This window comes from Spiribacter vilamensis, assembly GCF_004217415.1.
Taxonomy (GTDB): Bacteria; Pseudomonadota; Gammaproteobacteria; order Nitrococcales; family Nitrococcaceae; genus Spiribacter; species Spiribacter vilamensis.
Map to the genome: position 1 here is coordinate 367,786 of NZ_SHLI01000001.1, position 16,746 is coordinate 384,531.

The window sequence follows — 16,746 nt, forward strand, 5'->3', positions numbered from 1 at the left end:
GCGGGAGACTGGCGTCATGGCGAGGAGGGAAGGCGCGGCTGCTAGACAACCAGGGGCGCCGTAAACGGCTCGACCTCAACGATTTCACCGGCCTCGACATCGCCACGCTCGACGGGCAGGACGATAAAGCAGTCGGCCTCGCTCATGGATCGCAGGACCCCCGAGCCCTGGTGCCCCGCGCTGACCACCTCGAGCGTGCCGTCGGCGCCCTCGACGAGGCGTCCCCGCTGGAAATCCTGGCGGCCGGGTTTTTTCCCCAGTGCGCTGCGGGTGGTCACGCTCAGGCGTCGAGCGGGGCGAGGGGCTTCCCCCGCCAGCCGGCGCAGGGCAGGCGTGGCGACCTGAGTAAACGTGGTCATCACCGAGACCGGGTTACCGGGCAGCCCGAAGTACCAGGCAGTGCCGAATCGCCCGACGGTGACGGGCCGCCCCGGCTTCATGGCGATGCTCCGGAAGCGTAGTTCGCCGTGGCGCTCCAGCAGTGTCGGCAGATGGTCGGTATCGCCGACCGAGACACCGCCCGAGGTGACGATCGCGTCCGCCTCGTGAGCGGCCTGCGCAAGCGCGCCCGCGAGGGTGTCCGGCTCGTCTTTGACAACGCCCAGATCGAGAACCTCGACACCCAGGTTGGTGAGCATGCCGTAGAGGCTGTAGCGGTTGCTGTCATAGATGTCCCCCGGCCCGAGCGGCTCACCGACCCCGCGCAGCTCGTCCCCGGTGGAGAAAAACGCCACTCGGAGCGGGCGTCTTACCTCCAGCTCGGCGCGGCCGGTGGAGGCGATCACACCCAGGTCGGCCGCGGTCAACCGGCGCCCGGGGTCGAGAATGCGATCACCGGCCTGTAGGTCCTCGCCCGCGCGTCGAATGTTATTGCCGGCCGCGGGCCACTGGGTGGGGGTGATGACGTCGCCATCGATGGTCACCCGCTCCTGCATGACCACGGCATCGGCGTCGGGCGGCACGACGGCACCGGTCATGATGCGCACGCACTCGCCCGGGCCGATTTCGCCCGGGTAGGGATGCCCGGCGGCGGCCGTGCCCACAATGCCGAGCCGGACATGGCCGGCATCGGCATGGCGCAGTGCATAGCCGTCAACGGCCGAGTTGTCATGCGCCGGCACCGAAACCGGCGTGCTCAAGGGTTCGGCCAGGATCTGACCCAGTGCAGCGCGCAGGGCAACACGGCGGTATCCGGTGATGGGCTCGATCGCCGTAACCAGATCGTGGAGGGCTGCTGCCAGTGAGCGGTCCGATCCGTGGGGGTCACCATGAGTGGCGTCCGTCATCTCGCTTCCTTTTGCCAGCCGAGCAGTCGTGCCTCCATCCGGGCGTGCTGCTCAGGTGTATTGACGTTGTCGAATGCGTCCCGGTGGTTGGAGAAGTCAACAGTTGCCGTATCGATGGCCGCGTACCAGTCATGCATTCGTCGCCCGCCACGGGCCAGGAATGTCTCGAGCCGATCGGCCGCCGAGGCCCTCAGCATGGCATGGGCGGGTTGCAGGCGTTGACCATCGTGGGCTACCGCTGCCTCGGCGCCGTTGATCCCGTCCGCCAGGCGCTGGATCAGCACGGCCGGGACACGGGGTGTGTCGCAGGGCATCGTCACCAGCCACTCGCTGCGGCACCCGATCAGCCCGGCGGCGATGCCGGCCAGCGGGCCGGCGGCCCCGGTGACGTGGTCAGTGATGACCGGGTAGCCGAGCGCCTCGTAGGCCTCGATGTTGCGATTGGCGTTGATGATGACGGCGTCGGCTTGAGAATCAATAGCCTCGATCACCCAGCTGATCATCGGCCGGCCGGCAAGGGGGATCAGCCCCTTGTCCTGGCCCCCCATGCGGGTCGCCAGACCGCCGGCGAGGATCATCGCGGTCACGGTCATTCCTGGCTGCCGGGCGTTGCGTCGGCCGGCTCCAGGATCTCGATCACCGGCTGTGCCGCGGTCATCGCCGTTAGCACGACCCGGTCGGGGGGATGGTGACCTGCGAACGCGGCCCGGGCCGCGCGACGTGCGGGGTCGAGCCGGCTGGCGTCATCCACCTTGTTGATCACCCCGATCAGGCGTGCCGTGCCGACATGCTGGCGGGCGCCGGCCGGCTCGCTCAGCAATCGACCGATGTGCTCGGGCGTGATCGGCTGGCCGGGCGCCAGATCCAGTAACGCCGATAGCTCGGGGATTCGATGTGCGATAGATGCATCCAGCGGCTGACCGATCACATCAGCGGAGACCAGGAAAAGCACCGTGCAACAGCCGGGTACCAGCAGAGGTTCATCGGGCCTGGGGGCCTTGATGCCCCGCATTCGTGCACCGTCGGCCTTCACCAGCGTGGCTTCGAACGCTGATCGGGCGTGGATCTCGGCGATGGCATCGGGCGGCACACCCCCATAACGGCCGGGCTTTTGCCCCGGGCAGGCAAATCCCACCCGCAGTGCGGTCCCTGCCGCCTCCGGGACATCGCGCATCAGCTCCTCCGGGGCTGCCACGTGTTGCGCGTCGAGCAATGCCGGAGGCACCGGCGTCAGCGCGGTAGTGGCGGTCAGGCCGACGCGGGCGGAGATCTGCTCGAGTATTCGGTAAAGCGTGGTCTTCTTGCCGCCGGCGCCCACCGCGCAGATGATGCCGGTTCGAGCCTCGAGGGCATCGGGTAATGCAAGGCTGGATAGGCTGGCCATAAGGCTATGCTCGGCTCACAATCGATTGCGAGACTTTACACGGGTAGCGGTTGATCCCGCCAAACCGGTATTTCGTTGCGGCAAAAGGTTGATAAAAATGGGCGATAAACTTCCGTCTCGCGCCGGCGATCTGGCAGATGACCACCCGGAGATCTGGGATGCCTACAGCAAGTTGGGGCGCGCCTGCGCCCATGCGGGACCGCTGGACGAGCGCGAACGCCGCCTCGTGAAGCTGGCTATGGCGATGGCCCGTGGCAGCGAGGGAGCAACCCATTCCCATGTCCGACGCGCCACGGGTGAAGGATTTACCGGCAATGAGCTGCGGCAGGTCGCCCTGCTGGGTATACCCACAATGGGCTTCCCGGCGTCGATCGCGGCCCTGACCTGGGTGGATGACATCCTTGGCGCGGCAGGCGGGACGGACAATGGCGATCAGGACGGCATCGACTGAAAAGGAGTTGATCTTGGCTACCAGAGACATCTTCAACCGGCCGCTGCAGGATCTACGGATCTCCGTTACGGACCGCTGCAATTTCCGGTGTGTCTATTGCATGCCCAAAGAGATTTTCGGTTCGGATTACCCGTTCCTGTCACGCCGGGAACTGCTCACCTTCGAGGAAATTACCCGGCTGACGCGCATCTTCGCCGATCTGGGCGTGCGCAAGCTGCGCATCACCGGCGGCGAACCCCTGGTGCGTAAGGATCTGCCCGATCTCATCGAGATGCTCGCCGGCATCGATGGCATCGACGACATTACCCTGACTACGAATGCATCTTTGTTGCCCCGGCACGCGCAGGATCTGGTCAATGCCGGGCTTAACCGCGTCACCGTGAGCCTTGATGCCATTCATGATGACGTCTTCAAGGCCATCAACGACGTCGACTATCCGGTGCAGCCGGTGCTCGACGGCATCGAAGCCGCCGCTCAGGCGGGCCTGAACCCGGTGAAGGTCAACATGGTGGTCAAACGCGGCATGAACGAGGGACAGATCGTGCCCATGGCGGAGCACTTCCGCCATACGCCCCATATCCTGCGTTATATCGAGTTCATGGACGTCGGCAACAGCAATGGCTGGCGGCTGGACGAGGTGGTCACCGCCGCGCAGATTCGGGATGCCCTCAACGCCACTTGGCCGATCGAGCCCCTCGACCCGAACTACACTGGCGAAGTCGCCAGCCGGTACCGCTATCGTGATGGCGCCGGCGAGATCGGCATCATCTCGTCGGTGAGCGAGCCGTTCTGCAGCACCTGCACCCGCGCTCGCCTGGCTTCCCAGGGGCAGCTGTTTACCTGCCTTTTCGGTAGCCAGGGCTTTGATCTGCGCACGCCGCTGCGCGACGAAACCGTCAGCGACGGCGATCTCGCGGAGATCGTCCAGGGTGTCTGGCACAAACGCCGGGATCGCTATTCGGAGCAGCGCACCAGCGAGACGGCACCCCTGCAATACAAAGTGGAGATGTCCCACATCGGCGGGTAGCGACCAAGGCCTTGTCCACCGTCGGGTTGTTCACGAAGTCCTCCAACGCTTTCAACCTACTGAGTCTTGATCCAGATCAATGCCGCGTTAAATGCAGCGAATATTTGATTTACGGCAGTTTGTGGCGACCGCTAGGTTGTCCGTGAACATGCTGTCAAATCACATTGGAGTCGTGGCATGGACATTTCGCGCAGGGAATTTCTTGGCAAGGCGGCGTCGGTTACTGCCGGCATTGCCGTAATGCCCCTCTCGGAGGCCGAGGCCGGCCTCAACGATCAGCCACCGCGTCGCGGCGGGGATCCCGGAAAGCGCTATGGCATGGCCATCGACCTGCGACGTTGCATTGGCTGTCAGGCCTGCACGGTCAGCTGTTCGGTCGAAAACCAGCCGCCGGTGGGCCAGTTCCGCACGATCGTTCATCAGTACGAGGTAACGGATAAGGCCACCGAAGAGACAGCGGCCATGATGCTGCCGCGACTCTGTAACCAGTGCGATAACCCGCCCTGTGTGCCGGTGTGTCCGGTGCAGGCTACCTGGCAGCGCAAGGACGGGATTGTGGTGGTCGACAGCGATCAGTGTGTTGGCTGTGGTTATTGCGTCCAGGCCTGCCCTTACGACGCCCGTTTCATCAATCACGAGACGCAGGTTGCTGATAAATGCAACTTCTGCGTCCACCGCCTCGAGGCCGGGTTGCTACCCGCATGCGTCGAGAGCTGTGTCGGCGGTGCCCGCATCATCGGCGACCTCAACGACCCCGACAGCCACATCAACCGCGTCCTCAACGAAAACTACGATGACGTCAAGGTGCTCAAGCCCGAGCTCAACACCCGTCCGCATGTCTTCTACATCGGGATGACGGACGCATTCATCGAGCAAATCCAGGGCGAAAGTGGTTTGTGGTTTGATTCCGAACACGGTGGTGTCATGGGGGCCACGTCATGAACATCGCTGAAATCATCGTCCCGCAGCAGGAGGTCGCCTGGCTGCCCTGGGCCGTTCAGTATTTCTTTCTCGTCGGGATAGCAGCGACCGCGGCCATCGTGGTCGGCATCGGGGAGTTTATCCGGGGGGGACGCTGGCAGCGTCTGCAGGCGCCGGCCCTTATCGTCGCCGTGTCGACCGGAGTGATTGCGCCCATTGCGCTGCTGGCGGATCTGCATCAGCCCGGACGCTTCTATCATTTCTATACCGATATAACGCCGTGGTCCTGGATGTCGCTGGGCGCGCTGATCCTGCCGGTGTTTCTGGTCGGCCTCCTCGGCTACTGGGTGCTTTGGCAGCGGGCCGTTTTCAAAGACGAAGGGGCGCCGCGCTGGCTCTCATTGTGGGCGGCAGGTCGCTGGTCCGGGCGGTCCCTCATGCCATGGCTGGCCGGCGTCATGCTGATCGGCTCGCTGGGGATCCTGATCTACACCGGCTCCGAGGTAATGATCGTAAAGGCAAGGGCGCTCTGGCACACCGAATGGATGATCGTGAATCTGGCCCTGACCGCTTTCATGGCCAGTCTGGCCGCCATCGTTTTTACCCAGGCGCGAATTGTCTCGGCAGCACCCGGTGATCAGCGCTTCACGCTGCGGCTTCTCGTGCTGGCGTTGATCGGTACGGGTCTCGGCGCTGTTGGCTGGGCGGTGAGTGGCTGGGTGAATGGTTCGGTATCGTTCCAGGAATTCCTGCGGCTTGTCGAACAGTTCGCTTACTGGCGAATCGTCCTTGCGCTCTCGGTAGCGGTGGGCGGCGGATTGCTGCTCGCGGCACTGTGGATGTTGCGCACCCCCCGGGGCGTAGCGCGGTCGTGGTGGCTGGCGCCAGTGGCGCTGCTGGCCGCCTGGTCATTTCGCTGGGCAGTCCTGATGGACGTTCAGACCGTCCCGAAATACGGGGCAGGGCTCTATCCCTACCAATTGCCGCTGGGCAGCGACGGGTTGCTTGGCATTCTGGGTGTATTCGGTCTCTGGGTCGCGGTGTTAATGGTCCTTCCGGGGATCATCGCCAACCGCGGTGCCGTTCACCCGACCCGAACAATGAGTGAGGTGGCTCATGGATAAAAAACGTCGCAACCTTCTGAAGGGAGGCGTGGCAGCCGGCGGGCTCGGCGTATTTGGCGCGGGCTACATGGGGCCGGTCAAAAAGGCGACCGAGGGGCTGCTCAGCGGCAGCGCCGGCGAGCCGACGATCGACCGGATCACTGGCAACGCGTTGACACCGGAATTCCGCATCGATGCCGATACCGGCAAGCTGACACCGGCAGACGGACAGGTCGTGAGTCTGACCCAGTGCCTGGGCTGCTGGACCCAGTGCGGCATCCGTGCCCGGGTGGACACCGTGAATAATCGCGTCCTGCGGATCGCGGGCAATCCCTACCATCCGCTGTCGCATGAAAACCCGCGCCCCTATGCCGACTCGGTGCGCGCCGCTTACACGGACCTAGGTGGTGATAAGGGAATCGAGGGTCGCTCCGCCGCCTGCGCTCGGGGAGCGGCCATGCTGGAGCTGCTCGACAACCCGCAGCGCATCACTCAGCCGATGAAACGTGTTGGCCCACGGGGTGCGGGCGAGTGGCAGACCATCAGCTTCGAGCAGTTGATCGAAGAGGTCACCGAGGGTGGGGACCTGTTCGGCGAGGGCGCCGTCGAGGGACTGCGTGCCATCCATGACACGGAAACGCTCATGGACCCCGACAATCCGGAGTATGGCCCGATTGCCAATCGGCTCCTGGTGACCGACGCCGGACCGGATGGCCGGCGAGACCTCGTCACGCGCTTTACCTTCAATGCCTTCGGGACACGTAATTTCGGTCATCACGGCTCTTACTGCGGGCTCGGCTATCGCGTCGGCTCGGGCGCACTGTTCGATGACATGAAGGGGTTCGCTCATGCCAAGCCGGACTGGGATCACGCCCGGTTCATCATCTTCATGGGCACGGCGCCGGCGCATGCCGGTAACCCGTACAAGCAGCAGGGGCGTCAGCTGGCAACAGCCCGCACCGACCGCAAATTCGAATACGTGGTGGTCACCCCCTCGCTGCCCAACTCATCGAGCCTGGCGACCCGGTCCAACAACAACTGGGTGCCGATCAACCCGGCCGGTGACTCGGCAATGGCCATGGCCATGATCCGCTGGATCATCGATAACGAGCGCTATGATCACCAGTACCTGGTTCAGCCCGGCCCGGCGGCACAGAAAGCCGCCGGCGAGCCCAGCTGGAGCAATGCCACTCATCTTGTGGTGACGACAGAGGACCATGAGCTGACCGGGCGTATCCTGCGTGGCCGTGATCTGGGCTGGGCGGATAATGCCGACGACTCGGTGGTGGTCGATGCCGACGGGGGTTCCTGGATGGCGCACACGGCACCGCGGCCCGCAACGCTGTTCGTTAGCCGCGAGGTAACGTTGGCCGACGGGAGCGTCGTGACGGTTAAATCCGCCATGCAGCGGTTGACGGAAGAGGCGCGGCGTTTGTCCCTCGCGGAATACAGCGCGGAGTCAGGCGTTCCGGAGGCAACAATCGAGGCGCTGGCACGCAAGTTCACGAGTCACGGCAAAAGGGCGGTTATCAACACCCATGGCGGCGTGATGAACGGCAGTGCCTTTTATACCGCGTACGCGATCATCATGCTCAATGCGCTGGTCGGTAACCTCAACGCCCCCGGCGGGACTTACGTCAAAGGTCAGCCGTTTACCGATACCGGCGCCGGAAAGCGCTACGACATGGCCAACTTCCCGGGCAAGGTCGGTCCGCAGGGGATTTTCCTCTCCCGCAGCCGCACCACGTACGAGGCGAGCAGTGAGTACCGTCGCAAGGTGAACGCCGGGCGCAACCCCTATCCCGCGAAGGCCCCGTGGTATCCGGTCTCGCCGCCGCTTTTCACCGAGCATCTGTGCTCGGCGCTCGAGGGTTATCCCTATCAGGCGAAAGTCTGGATTAACCATATGGGTAACCCGATTTACGGTCAGGCGGGGCTACGCAAGGCGATCGATCAACGCCTCAAGGATCCCTCCCGTATCGGCCTGATCATCGGCATTGAGCCATTCATTAACGAGACCAACGCCTACGCCGATTATCTGGTGCCGGACGTGTTGACCTACGAAGGATGGGGGTTTTCCACGGCCTGGGCGGGGGTTAAACAGCGTATGACCAGTGCGCGCTGGCCGATCGTCAAGCCACGGGTGGGTGAGACCCCTGACGGCGAGCCACTGAGCATGGAGGCCTTCCTGATCGCGGTGTCGAAGCGGTTGGGCCTGCCCGGCTTCGGTGACAATGCCATCCCCGATACGGAGGGTAATCTCCACCCGCTCAACAGTGCTGCCGACTGGTACCTGCGCGGTGCGGCCAACGTGGCCTGGGACGATGGAGTCGTTCCCGCAGCCGATGAAGACGATTTGCGCCTGACGGGTGTCGAGCGCATTTCCGGGACACTTCAGTCACATCTCAAACCCGAGGAATGGCGGCGAGTGGCCTATGTTTACTGTCGCGGCGGACGCTTTGGTGAAACGCCGGCAAAGGACGCAGGGCCCATTACGCTCTGGGATCGGCCGGTAACGCTCTGGAACGAGAAGGTCGGTAGCGAACGCCATTCAATGAGTGGCGCATACTTCACGGGTTGTCCTACGTTTCATCCGCCGCGATTTGCCGATGGCTCGCGCGTCGAGCAGCACTATCCACTGGATCAGTGGCCGCTTCGCCTGACCTCTTACAAGTCGCATCTGCAAAGCCCGCATTCGATAGCTGCCTCGCGGCTTCGTCAGATTCACCCCTTTAACCCGGTAGGGATCAACACGGGGGACGCCCACGCGGTCGGTATCGAGACAGGTGATCGGGTGCGCGTGATTACGCCCGGCGGGTCAGTCGAAGGCGTTGCGATGCTGCGTGATGGCGTCAAGCGCGGTGCCGTCGCGATCGAGCATGGTTTCGGCCATCGCGAGTTGGGTGCCCGTACCCATACCATCGACGGGACGGCCCTGCCCGGTGACGAGGAAATCGGGGCTGGCGTCAATCTGAATGATCTGGGGCTGGTTGATCCCACGCACAGTTCCGGCAATGCCTGGGTGGACTGGGTGAGCGGGGCATCGGTACGCCAGGCACTACCCGCACGAATCGAGCGGGTAACCTGAGCGACAAATCGGGATTGGTGGGCGGTGCTGGGATCGAACCAGCGACCCCTGCCGTGTGAAGGCAGTGCTCTCCCGCTGAGCTAACCGCCCAATAATCCGAAAGTCTAGGAATCGGTGACACTTCTGTCAATCGCGATTGACGGCGGCTGGCGGTCTGCCCCCGTCAATCGCTAGACTATAAGGACGATTCACAACGAAGGCCGATATGTCCGTCACGACGCGTTTTGCCCCCAGTCCCACCGGTTATCTCCACATCGGCGGTGCCCGCACAGCACTGTTCTGCTGGCTCTATGCCCGGCGACATGGTGGCCGTTTCGTCCTGCGAGTGGAGGACACCGACCGGGAGCGCTCAACGCCGGAGGCGATTAACGCCATCCTCGAGGGCATGAGCTGGCTCGGGATCGACTACGACGAAGGGCCGCTCTACCAGACCGAGCGCTTCGATCGCTACCGGGCCATGCTCAATCGGATGCTCGAAGAGGGCACGGCTTACCACTGCTACTGCTCGAAGGAAAGACTCGACAACCTCCGCGCCGATCAGCAGGCGCGCAAGGTCAAACCGCGCTACGACGGCCGATGCCGGTGCCTGACCGAGCGTCCGGCGGATGCCGTGGGTGACCCGGTCGTGCGTTTCCGTCAGCCCCACGAGGGGCACACCGTCGTCGACGATCAGGTGAAGGGGCGGGTCGTTTTCGACAACGCCGAGCTCGACGATCTCATTATTGCGCGCTCCGACGGGTCACCCACCTATAACTTCGTGGTGGTGGTGGATGATATGGACATGGGGATTAGCCATGTCATTCGCGGTGATGATCACCTCAATAACAGCGCGCGCCAAGTCAACATCCTCAAGGCACTGGGTGCCGAGCCACCGGTTTACGCGCATGTGCCGATGATCCTCGATGCCGAGGGCAAGAAGCTCTCGAAGCGCACCGGGGCCGCCGGTGTCATGGAGTATCGGGATGCGGGCTACCTGCCGGAGGCGGTGATCAATTACCTGGTCCGGCTCGGCTGGGCGCACGGCGATCAGGAGGTCTTTACTCTCGATGAGCTGATCGAGTATTTCGACATCGCCGACATCAACCACTCGGCGTCCAGTCTCAACCCGTCGAAACTGGACTGGCTCAACCAGCACTACATGAAAGCACTACCGCCTGCGCACGTTGCGCGGCATCTGGCCTGGCATCTGGGGGCGCTGGGGATCGACCCGGGTGCGGCCGGTGCACCGAGCATCGAGGCGGTGGTCTCCGCCCAGGCAGAGCGCAGCAAGACACTGGTGGAGATGGCGAAGAACAGCCGGTTTTTCTATCAAGCGCCTGAGGACTTTGATGAGAAGGCCGCCCAAAAGCATCTGCTTAACGCTGCTGAGGTCCTCGATGCGCTCTCGCGCGCCCTGGCGGCGGTAGAGGTCTGGCAGGCGGATGCTGTACATCAGGCGGTCGTCGGTGTGGCCGAAGAGCATGATCTGAAAATGGGCAAAGTGGCCCAGCCGTTGCGGGTGGCGGTCTCCGGCGGGCCGGTATCGCCGCCGATTGATATCACCCTGGAGTTGCTCGGGCGTGAGTCCGTCCTGCATCGCCTCGACACGGCAAGCGAGTGGGTGCGTGCCCGTTCGGACGCCTGAGGCGCGGCGCCGAATTCCCGTGTCTGTATTGACAGCGGGGCCGTCTGTTTCTAGACTTCACGCTGTTGGATTAAGGGGGCCATAGCTCAGCCGGGAGAGCGCCTGCATGGCATGCAGGAGGTCGGCGGTTCGATCCCGCCTGGCTCCACCATCATTGTCCCCATCGTCTAGACGGCCTAGGACACCACCCTTTCAAGGTGGTAACACGGGTTCGAATCCCGTTGGGGACGCCATTTCCTGCCTGTACCTATTCGAGTCGCCGGATTCCCCGGAATAATCCAGCCTCTTCCTCAGCGTTGTCCCGACGCCTATCCCTCTGCGCTTCATAAGTCCTGGGCACAACTCGCGTATTCGTTCGCTCCCCACGCTTGATAAAAGCGTTCCGGTGAGATCCACTGGAGTTACGCCTGAAAATAAATAAAGGGGAGAGGAATAATGAGCCCGAAAAGTTACATCATTGCCGGTCTGTTTGGGCTGGGCCTGCTCGTTCCCGGGCTATCGGCCGCTGCGGATATCCAGGCCGGCGAGGCACTCTCAACGTCGTGCGCCGCCTGCCACGGTAGTAATGGCATTGCTCAAATACAGGGCTATCCGAACCTCGCGGGTCAGAACGAGCAGTATCTCGTGTCATCGCTGAAAGCCTACCGGGGCAAGCAGCGCCGCGGTGGTCAGGCACTGGTCATGCAGGGCCAGGCGACCGGGTTGAGCGACGACGACATCGTCAACCTGGCGGCCTTTTATGCCGGTCTGCCGGCAGCTGGCGAATAATGATGAGGAGAGTGTGATGAAACTTTCAAGAAGACGGTTCCTTGCCTTTACTGGCACGACCGCCGCCAGTGCCGCCACTCTGGGCGACAGTCTATTGTTCAACCCGGCCCGCGCCGCGGAGAGCAGCCAGCAGCCCGGCAAAGTCAATCTGGATTACCCCACGATCCCTGTCGGCAAGGCCGGCGACCTGAGAGTCGGACAGGCGGTGTCATTCACCTATCCGGATTCCTCGTCACCCTGCAATCTGATCAAAACCGGTCGCGAGACCCGGGGAGGTGTAGGCCCTGACAGTGACATCGTGGCCTACAGCATCCTGTGCACACACATGGGCTGCCCGGTGGTTTACTCCGCCGAGGAACGGACGTTCAAGTGTCCCTGCCATTTCAGCGTGTTCGACTCCGAGCTCAATGGGCAAATGGTGTCTGGCCAGGCAACGGAAAGCCTGCCCCGGATTTTGCTGAGCTACCGGGCTTCGGATGATTCCATTGAGGCGGTTGGCGTGGAGGGCCTGATCTACGGCCGCCAGGCCAACATTCTGCCGAGCGCCTGAGGAGGGACGCATCATGTTTGAACACAAAAGCGACCGGATTGCGCTACCTCCGGCCAACGCCGAGAAAACCCAGACCTGTTGTCATTTCTGCATCGTTGGCTGCGGCTACCATGTCTACAAATGGCCCGTGGACCAGGAGGGCGGGCTGGCACCCCATCAGAATGCGCTCGGCCTCGATTTCCGCAAACAGATTCCGCCGATGCAGGTCACCATGACCCAGTCGATGACCAACGTGGTTCAGGATGACGATGGCAGTTATCACCGGATCATGATCCTGCCGGACAAGGACTGCGAAGTGAATGGCGGGCTGTCCTCGACCCGGGGCGGCCAGATGGCCTCCATCATGTATTCGCCGCAGACACCGGTCGGCAGCAAGCGGGTAAAGTATCCGAGGGTTTCCACCGGGGATGAATGGCGGGATACCACCTGGGAAGACGCCATCGGCCTCTACAGTCATCTTGCAAAGCGGATTCTGGACGATGCCGGCCCGGACCAGCTGATGTTCAACCTGTTCGATCACGGCGGCGCCGGCGGGGGGTTCGAGAACACCTGGGGCACCGGCAAGCTGATCTTTACCGGCCTCGGTACCAAGATGGTTCGCATCCATAACCGCCCGGCCTACAACTCCGAGTGTCACGCCACCCGTGACATGGGGATCGGCGAGCTGAACAACAGCTACGCGGATGCCCGGATGGCCGATTGCATCTTCTCGGTGGGTGCCAACGCCTACGAGAGCCAGACCAACTACTTCCTCAACCACTGGCTTGTCGGCCTCACAGGCCACGTGGACAGTAAGCGTGCGGTCTACGAGGATGGCGAGACGATCCGGCAAACCCGGGTGGTACTGATCGATCCCCGCCGTTCGCTGACCGTGGCCCTGCTTGAGGAGGCGGTTGGCAAGGAGAACGTCCTGCATCTGGACGTCGAGCCGGGCACCGATACCGCCCTGTTCAACGGTCTGCTGACCTATGTGGTTGATCAGGGATGGCACGACAAGGGCTTTATCGAGGCGCACACCACCGGTTTCGACGATGCGGTGCGAGCCAACCGCACGAGCCTTGACGAGGCCAGCCGCATTACCGGCATCAGCCAAGACAACATCATCAAGGCCGCGGAATGGGCCTACAAGCCGAAAGAATCCGGCCACTCGCCCCGAACCATGCACGGGTATGAGAAAGGCGTTATCTGGGGCAACGACAACTACCGCATTCAGTCGTCTCTGGTCGATCTGGTACTGGCCACCCACAACGTGGGTCGTCGGGGCACGGGCGTCGTCCGCATGGGGGGACATCAGGAGGGCTACTGCCGGCCGCCGTTCCCGGGGGGGCGTCCGGCGCCCTACGTCGACCGGGAAATCATCCAGGGCAATGGCCAGATGCTCACCGCCTGGGCCTGCAACGCCTTCCAGACGACTCTGAACGCCGAGCAGTATCGTAACGAGGTCCTGCGTCGCAGCGACATCGTCAAACAGGCCCTGCGCAAGGTCCGCGGTGCCGGCCCCGAGAAGAGGGCGGAAGTGATTCACAAAGCGGTAAAGGAAGACGGCGGCCTGTTCGTCACCGTTATCGACCTGTATGCCACCAAGTTTGCGGAGGCCGCACACATGGTGCTGCCCGCCGCGCATACCGGCGAAATGAACCTGACCTCCATGAACGGCGAACGGCGCCTGCGCCTGTCCGAGAGATTCATGGACCCGCCCGGAACCGCCCAGCCCGATTGCCTGATTGCCGCTGATATGGCCAACGCCCTGCGCAAGCTTTACGAAGCCGAGGGCAACACGGAAATGGCCAGGCGCTTTGAGGGCTTTGACTGGAAGACGGAGGAAGATGCCTATAACGACGGTTTTCGTCGTGCCGGCCAACCCGATGCACCGGTCATTCACAGCCAGGGGGGGCCGACAGGTCACCTGGCCACTTACGACCGGTTACGGGCTGCGGGCAATAACGGCGTTCAGCTGCCAATCAAGGAATATAAAAACGGCGAGTTGATCGGAACGGAAATGCTCTACACCGACAAGAAATTCGATACCGATGACGGTCGGGCGCATTTCCTGCCGGCGCCCTGGAATGGTTTTCCGGAGATGGTGGAGGAACAGCGCAGGAAGTATCGTTTCTGGATTAACAACGGGCGTACCAACCAGATCTGGCAAAGCGCTTACCACGATCAGCACGTCGAATTCCGACGCGGCCGTTATCCCGTCGCTCCGCTGGAAATCAATCCGGAAGATGCAAAGGATCTCGGCATTGAATCCGGTGACCTGTTGGAGTTGTTCAATGACTATGGCGCCACGACGGCGATGGCGTACCCGGAGCCCGACATCAAGAAAGGCCAGGTATTCATGATGGCCATGTACTTCAACTCCGTCATGGGTGACCTGGTCACTCCCTGGACCGACCGGAACCACATCCCCTACTACAAGGGAACCTGGGCGGATATCCGCCGGATTGGCAAGATTGACGACTATGCGGACAAGGTGAGCTTCAAGCGACGCCGCTACGTTTAGAACCGCGTCATATCAAGGGTCAGGGTCCGAACTCGGGCCCTGATTACTATGAGCCAGATCGATGCATGACGTTCATGTGGTGCGGGAGGCGGGAATCGAACCCGCAAGTCATTGAATGACGGCAGGTTTTAAGCCTGCTGCGTTTACCGTTTCGCCACTCCCGCCGTGCAGTCGTCGTTACCGCTCTGACCGGACATTACTCTAACGCATCGTGGTTGAGGTCGTCTCGTCACCCGAGTGGATGTGTATCACCTGGACCCTGCCCGTGTTCACACTCCTGTAACGATTCCGGGGCAATACTCCGGAAAACCACCAGGAGGTATCCCGTGGAAAGCAGAAACAATCCCCAGACCGTTGTGCTGCGCGGCGCAGAATTCCACCGCATTATCGGCGACAAGACACGTCTGCGCATGCTGACCTGTCTCCATCGGGCCGGCGAGCTCGAGGCCGATGATCTTGCCCGGGCGATGACCCAGGAACCGTCCCATACCCGGCAGATGCTCGGCGACCTGGCCGCACGTGGCCTGCTCGCCGCGAGGCACCAGCACCCCCGAATCCACTACCGGCTGTCCGATGACCTGCCGGTGTGGGTGACCATTGCCCTGGGTGCCGCGCGCGACTGGGATCGGTCCGCCGCCAGCTGATACGCCGGCGACGCCCCTGATCCCGTAATACACTCAGACGCCGGGCAGCCCCGACAGCGCCATCGACTGCTCGGCGGACGGGCCGGTTTCCGCCTCCAGTTTGCCGGCGAGATAGTCGGTATAGGCCTGCATGTCGAAGTGGCCATGCCCGCAGAGGTTGAACAGCAGCGCCTTTGACTCCCCGGATTCGCGGCAGGCAATCGCCTCGTCGATCGTCGCCTTCACCGCATGGTTGGCCTCCGGTGCGGGGATAATGCCTTCAGCCCGCGCAAAGGTCAGTCCCGCGGCAAAGCAGTCCAGCTGGCCGTAGGCGCGTGGTGCGATATAGCCCAGGTCGGTCAGATGACTGATCAGCGGTGCCATGCCGTGATAGCGCAGCCCGCCGGCGTGGAACCCCGGGGGCATAAATGCCGAGCCCAGCGTGTGCATCTTGGTCAGCGGCGTCAGGTGGCCGGTATCCCCCCAGTCGTAGGCAAACTTGCCCTGGGTGAGGGTAGGGCAGGCGGCCGGTTCCACGGCGATGAATTCCGTTGCCGGTCCGCCGCGCAGCCGCTCGCCAAGGAAAGGGAAGGCGACACCGGCGAAGTTCGAGCCACCGCCGGTACAGCCGATCACCTTGTCGGGATAGTCGTCTACCTGCTCGAGCTGGCGCATGGTTTCCAGGCCGGAGACCGTCTGATGCAGCAAGACATGGTTGAGTACGCTGCCAAGGGCATACTTGGTGTCGTCGCGCTGGGCGGCGAGTTCCACCGCCTCGCTGATGGCGATCCCGAGGCTGCCGGTGGCGTCGGGCTGCTCGGCGAGCACGGCCCGACCGGCCGCGGTGGTGTCGCTGGGACTAGCGATGCAGCTCGCGCCGAAGCTCTCCATGAACGCCCGCCGATAGGGCTTCTGGTTAAAGCTCACTTTGACCATGAACACCTCGATATCGAGGTCGAACATGGCCCCGGCGAGGGCCAGTGACGAGCCCCACTGTCCGGCACCCGTCTCGGTGGTGATCCGTTTGACGCCCTCCGCCTTGTTGTAGAACGCCTGCGGGATGGCGGTGTTGGGCTTGTGGCTGCCCGCCGGGCTGACGCCCTCGTACTTGTAGTAGATCCGCGCCGGTGTCCCCAGCGCCTTTTCCAGGCGCCGCGCCCGGTATAGCGGTGACGGTCGCCACTGCCGATAGGCGTCGCGCACCGGCTCGGGGATCTCCACCTCGCGCTCGGTGCTCATCTCCTGCTCGATCACGGCATTCGGGAAAATCGGCGCCAGATCGTCCGGTCCCACGGGCTCATAGTTGTCCGGCCGCAGGACCGGCGCCAGCGGCGCCGGCAGATCGGCGTTGATGTTGTACCAGTACCGGGGGATATCGCTTTCGGGCAGCGTGATCTTGACCGTCTCGTCCATTGCAG

At 62.9% G+C, this 16,746-nt stretch carries 14 protein-coding genes and 4 tRNA genes; 12 read left to right on the top strand and 6 right to left on the bottom strand.

Going from position 1 to position 16,746, the window contains the following annotated elements; genetic code table 11:
* Positions 1-41 precede the first annotated feature (41 nt).
* Genes moeA through yqeC form a run of 3 tightly spaced genes read right to left on the bottom strand, consistent with a single transcriptional unit; the run spans position 42 to position 2,670 of the window.
* Complete coding sequence (gene moeA / locus EV698_RS01880; RefSeq protein WP_130502480.1) at positions 42-1,286, bottom strand: molybdopterin molybdotransferase MoeA; 1,245 nt, start codon at positions 1,284-1,286, stop codon at positions 42-44.
* Positions 1,283-1,864, bottom strand: a complete 582-nt coding sequence (gene mobA, locus EV698_RS01885) for a molybdenum cofactor guanylyltransferase MobA (RefSeq protein WP_239016271.1) — start codon at positions 1,862-1,864, stop codon at positions 1,283-1,285. Before mobA ends, moeA begins: the two co-directional genes overlap by 4 nt.
* An 11-nt stretch (positions 1,865-1,875) precedes the next feature.
* Positions 1,876-2,670: a selenium cofactor biosynthesis protein YqeC gene (yqeC, locus tag EV698_RS01890; protein WP_130502482.1), complete on the bottom strand. Its 795-nt coding sequence runs from the start codon at positions 2,668-2,670 to the stop codon at positions 1,876-1,878.
* Positions 2,671-2,767: 97 nt separating this feature from the next.
* Between yqeC and EV698_RS01895 the strand changes: the two genes are divergently transcribed.
* The 5 genes from EV698_RS01895 (at position 2,768) to EV698_RS01915 (ending at position 9,260) form a co-directional block, all read left to right on the top strand.
* Entirely contained in the window at positions 2,768-3,121 is a 354-nt protein-coding gene (locus tag EV698_RS01895) for a carboxymuconolactone decarboxylase family protein (RefSeq protein WP_130502483.1), read from the top strand.
* Entirely contained in the window at positions 3,096-4,148 is a 1,053-nt protein-coding gene (moaA, locus tag EV698_RS01900) for a GTP 3',8-cyclase MoaA (protein ID WP_207220471.1), read from the top strand. Before EV698_RS01895 ends, moaA begins: the two co-directional genes overlap by 26 nt.
* A 177-nt stretch (positions 4,149-4,325) precedes the next feature.
* The gene (dsrO, locus tag EV698_RS01905) at positions 4,326-5,090 is read left to right on the top strand and encodes a sulfate reduction electron transfer complex DsrMKJOP subunit DsrO (protein WP_130502485.1); all 765 of its coding nucleotides are present in this window, start codon (positions 4,326-4,328) and stop codon (positions 5,088-5,090) included.
* On the top strand, positions 5,087-6,193 hold the full coding sequence (gene nrfD, locus EV698_RS01910; RefSeq protein ID WP_130502486.1) for an NrfD/PsrC family molybdoenzyme membrane anchor subunit: 1,107 nt from the start codon (positions 5,087-5,089) through the stop codon (positions 6,191-6,193). The genes dsrO and nrfD overlap by 4 nt, the downstream gene beginning before the upstream one ends.
* Positions 6,186-9,260, top strand: a complete 3,075-nt coding sequence (locus EV698_RS01915; protein WP_130502487.1) for a molybdopterin dinucleotide binding domain-containing protein — start codon at positions 6,186-6,188, stop codon at positions 9,258-9,260. Before nrfD ends, EV698_RS01915 begins: the two co-directional genes overlap by 8 nt.
* Before the next feature lie 15 nt (positions 9,261-9,275).
* Here the strand turns inward: EV698_RS01915 and EV698_RS01920 are convergent.
* Positions 9,276-9,350, bottom strand: a tRNA-Val gene (locus tag EV698_RS01920).
* A gap of 115 nt (positions 9,351-9,465) precedes the next feature.
* Between EV698_RS01920 and gltX the strand changes: the two genes are divergently transcribed.
* The 6 genes from gltX (at position 9,466) to EV698_RS01950 (ending at position 14,705) form a co-directional block, all read left to right on the top strand.
* Positions 9,466-10,884 carry a glutamate--tRNA ligase gene (gene gltX / locus EV698_RS01925; RefSeq protein ID WP_130502488.1) on the top strand — a complete coding sequence of 473 codons (1,419 nt, stop codon included), beginning with the start codon at positions 9,466-9,468 and terminating at the stop codon, positions 10,882-10,884.
* A gap of 75 nt (positions 10,885-10,959) precedes the next feature.
* Positions 10,960-11,035, top strand: a tRNA-Ala gene (locus tag EV698_RS01930).
* Positions 11,036-11,040: 5 nt separating this feature from the next.
* Positions 11,041-11,117, top strand: a tRNA-Glu gene (locus EV698_RS01935).
* 202 nt (positions 11,118-11,319) lie between these two features.
* The gene (locus EV698_RS01940) at positions 11,320-11,652 is read left to right on the top strand and encodes a c-type cytochrome (protein WP_130502489.1); all 333 of its coding nucleotides are present in this window, start codon (positions 11,320-11,322) and stop codon (positions 11,650-11,652) included.
* A gap of 16 nt (positions 11,653-11,668) precedes the next feature.
* Positions 11,669-12,202 carry an arsenate reductase (azurin) small subunit gene (locus tag EV698_RS01945; protein ID WP_130502490.1) on the top strand — a complete coding sequence of 178 codons (534 nt, stop codon included), beginning with the start codon at positions 11,669-11,671 and terminating at the stop codon, positions 12,200-12,202.
* Positions 12,203-12,215: 13 nt separating this feature from the next.
* On the top strand, positions 12,216-14,705 hold the full coding sequence (locus EV698_RS01950; protein WP_130502491.1) for an arsenate reductase (azurin) large subunit: 2,490 nt from the start codon (positions 12,216-12,218) through the stop codon (positions 14,703-14,705).
* 77 nt (positions 14,706-14,782) lie between these two features.
* Here EV698_RS01950 and EV698_RS01955 read toward each other — a convergent pair.
* Positions 14,783-14,869: transfer RNA gene (locus tag EV698_RS01955), tRNA-Leu, on the bottom strand.
* Positions 14,870-15,031: 162 nt separating this feature from the next.
* Between EV698_RS01955 and EV698_RS01960 the strand changes: the two genes are divergently transcribed.
* Positions 15,032-15,349 (top strand): helix-turn-helix domain-containing protein, encoded by a 318-nt coding sequence (locus EV698_RS01960; RefSeq protein ID WP_130502492.1) that lies wholly within the window; start codon positions 15,032-15,034, stop codon positions 15,347-15,349.
* A 33-nt stretch (positions 15,350-15,382) separates the two neighbouring features.
* On the opposite strand, the gene EV698_RS01965 is transcribed toward EV698_RS01960, so the two are convergent.
* Entirely contained in the window at positions 15,383-16,741 is a 1,359-nt protein-coding gene (locus tag EV698_RS01965; protein ID WP_130502493.1) for a TrpB-like pyridoxal phosphate-dependent enzyme, read from the bottom strand.
* Positions 16,742-16,746 lie beyond the last annotated feature (5 nt).

Excerpts from the sequence above, each read along its gene's own strand:
- EV698_RS01945 (WP_130502490.1), top strand. The coding sequence starts at position 11,669 with ATGAAACTTTCAAGAAGACGGTTCCTTGCCTTTACTGGCACGACCGCC.
- dsrO (WP_130502485.1), top strand. The coding sequence starts at position 4,326 with ATGGACATTTCGCGCAGGGAATTTCTTGGCAAGGCGGCGTCGGTTACT.
- moeA (WP_130502480.1), bottom strand. The coding sequence starts at position 1,286 with ATGACGGACGCCACTCATGGTGACCCCCACGGATCGGACCGCTCACTG.
- EV698_RS01940 (WP_130502489.1), top strand. The coding sequence starts at position 11,320 with ATGAGCCCGAAAAGTTACATCATTGCCGGTCTGTTTGGGCTGGGCCTG.
- EV698_RS01950 (WP_130502491.1), top strand. The coding sequence starts at position 12,216 with ATGTTTGAACACAAAAGCGACCGGATTGCGCTACCTCCGGCCAACGCC.
- gltX (WP_130502488.1), top strand. The coding sequence starts at position 9,466 with ATGTCCGTCACGACGCGTTTTGCCCCCAGTCCCACCGGTTATCTCCAC.
- EV698_RS01895 (WP_130502483.1), top strand. The coding sequence starts at position 2,768 with ATGGGCGATAAACTTCCGTCTCGCGCCGGCGATCTGGCAGATGACCAC.
- EV698_RS01915 (WP_130502487.1), top strand. The coding sequence starts at position 6,186 with ATGGATAAAAAACGTCGCAACCTTCTGAAGGGAGGCGTGGCAGCCGGC.
- nrfD (WP_130502486.1), top strand. The coding sequence starts at position 5,087 with ATGAACATCGCTGAAATCATCGTCCCGCAGCAGGAGGTCGCCTGGCTG.
- EV698_RS01965 (WP_130502493.1), bottom strand. The coding sequence starts at position 16,741 with ATGGACGAGACGGTCAAGATCACGCTGCCCGAAAGCGATATCCCCCGG.
- yqeC (WP_130502482.1), bottom strand. The coding sequence starts at position 2,670 with ATGGCCAGCCTATCCAGCCTTGCATTACCCGATGCCCTCGAGGCTCGA.
- moaA (WP_207220471.1), top strand. The coding sequence starts at position 3,096 with ATGGCGATCAGGACGGCATCGACTGAAAAGGAGTTGATCTTGGCTACC.
- mobA (WP_239016271.1), bottom strand. The coding sequence starts at position 1,864 with ATGATCCTCGCCGGCGGTCTGGCGACCCGCATGGGGGGCCAGGACAAG.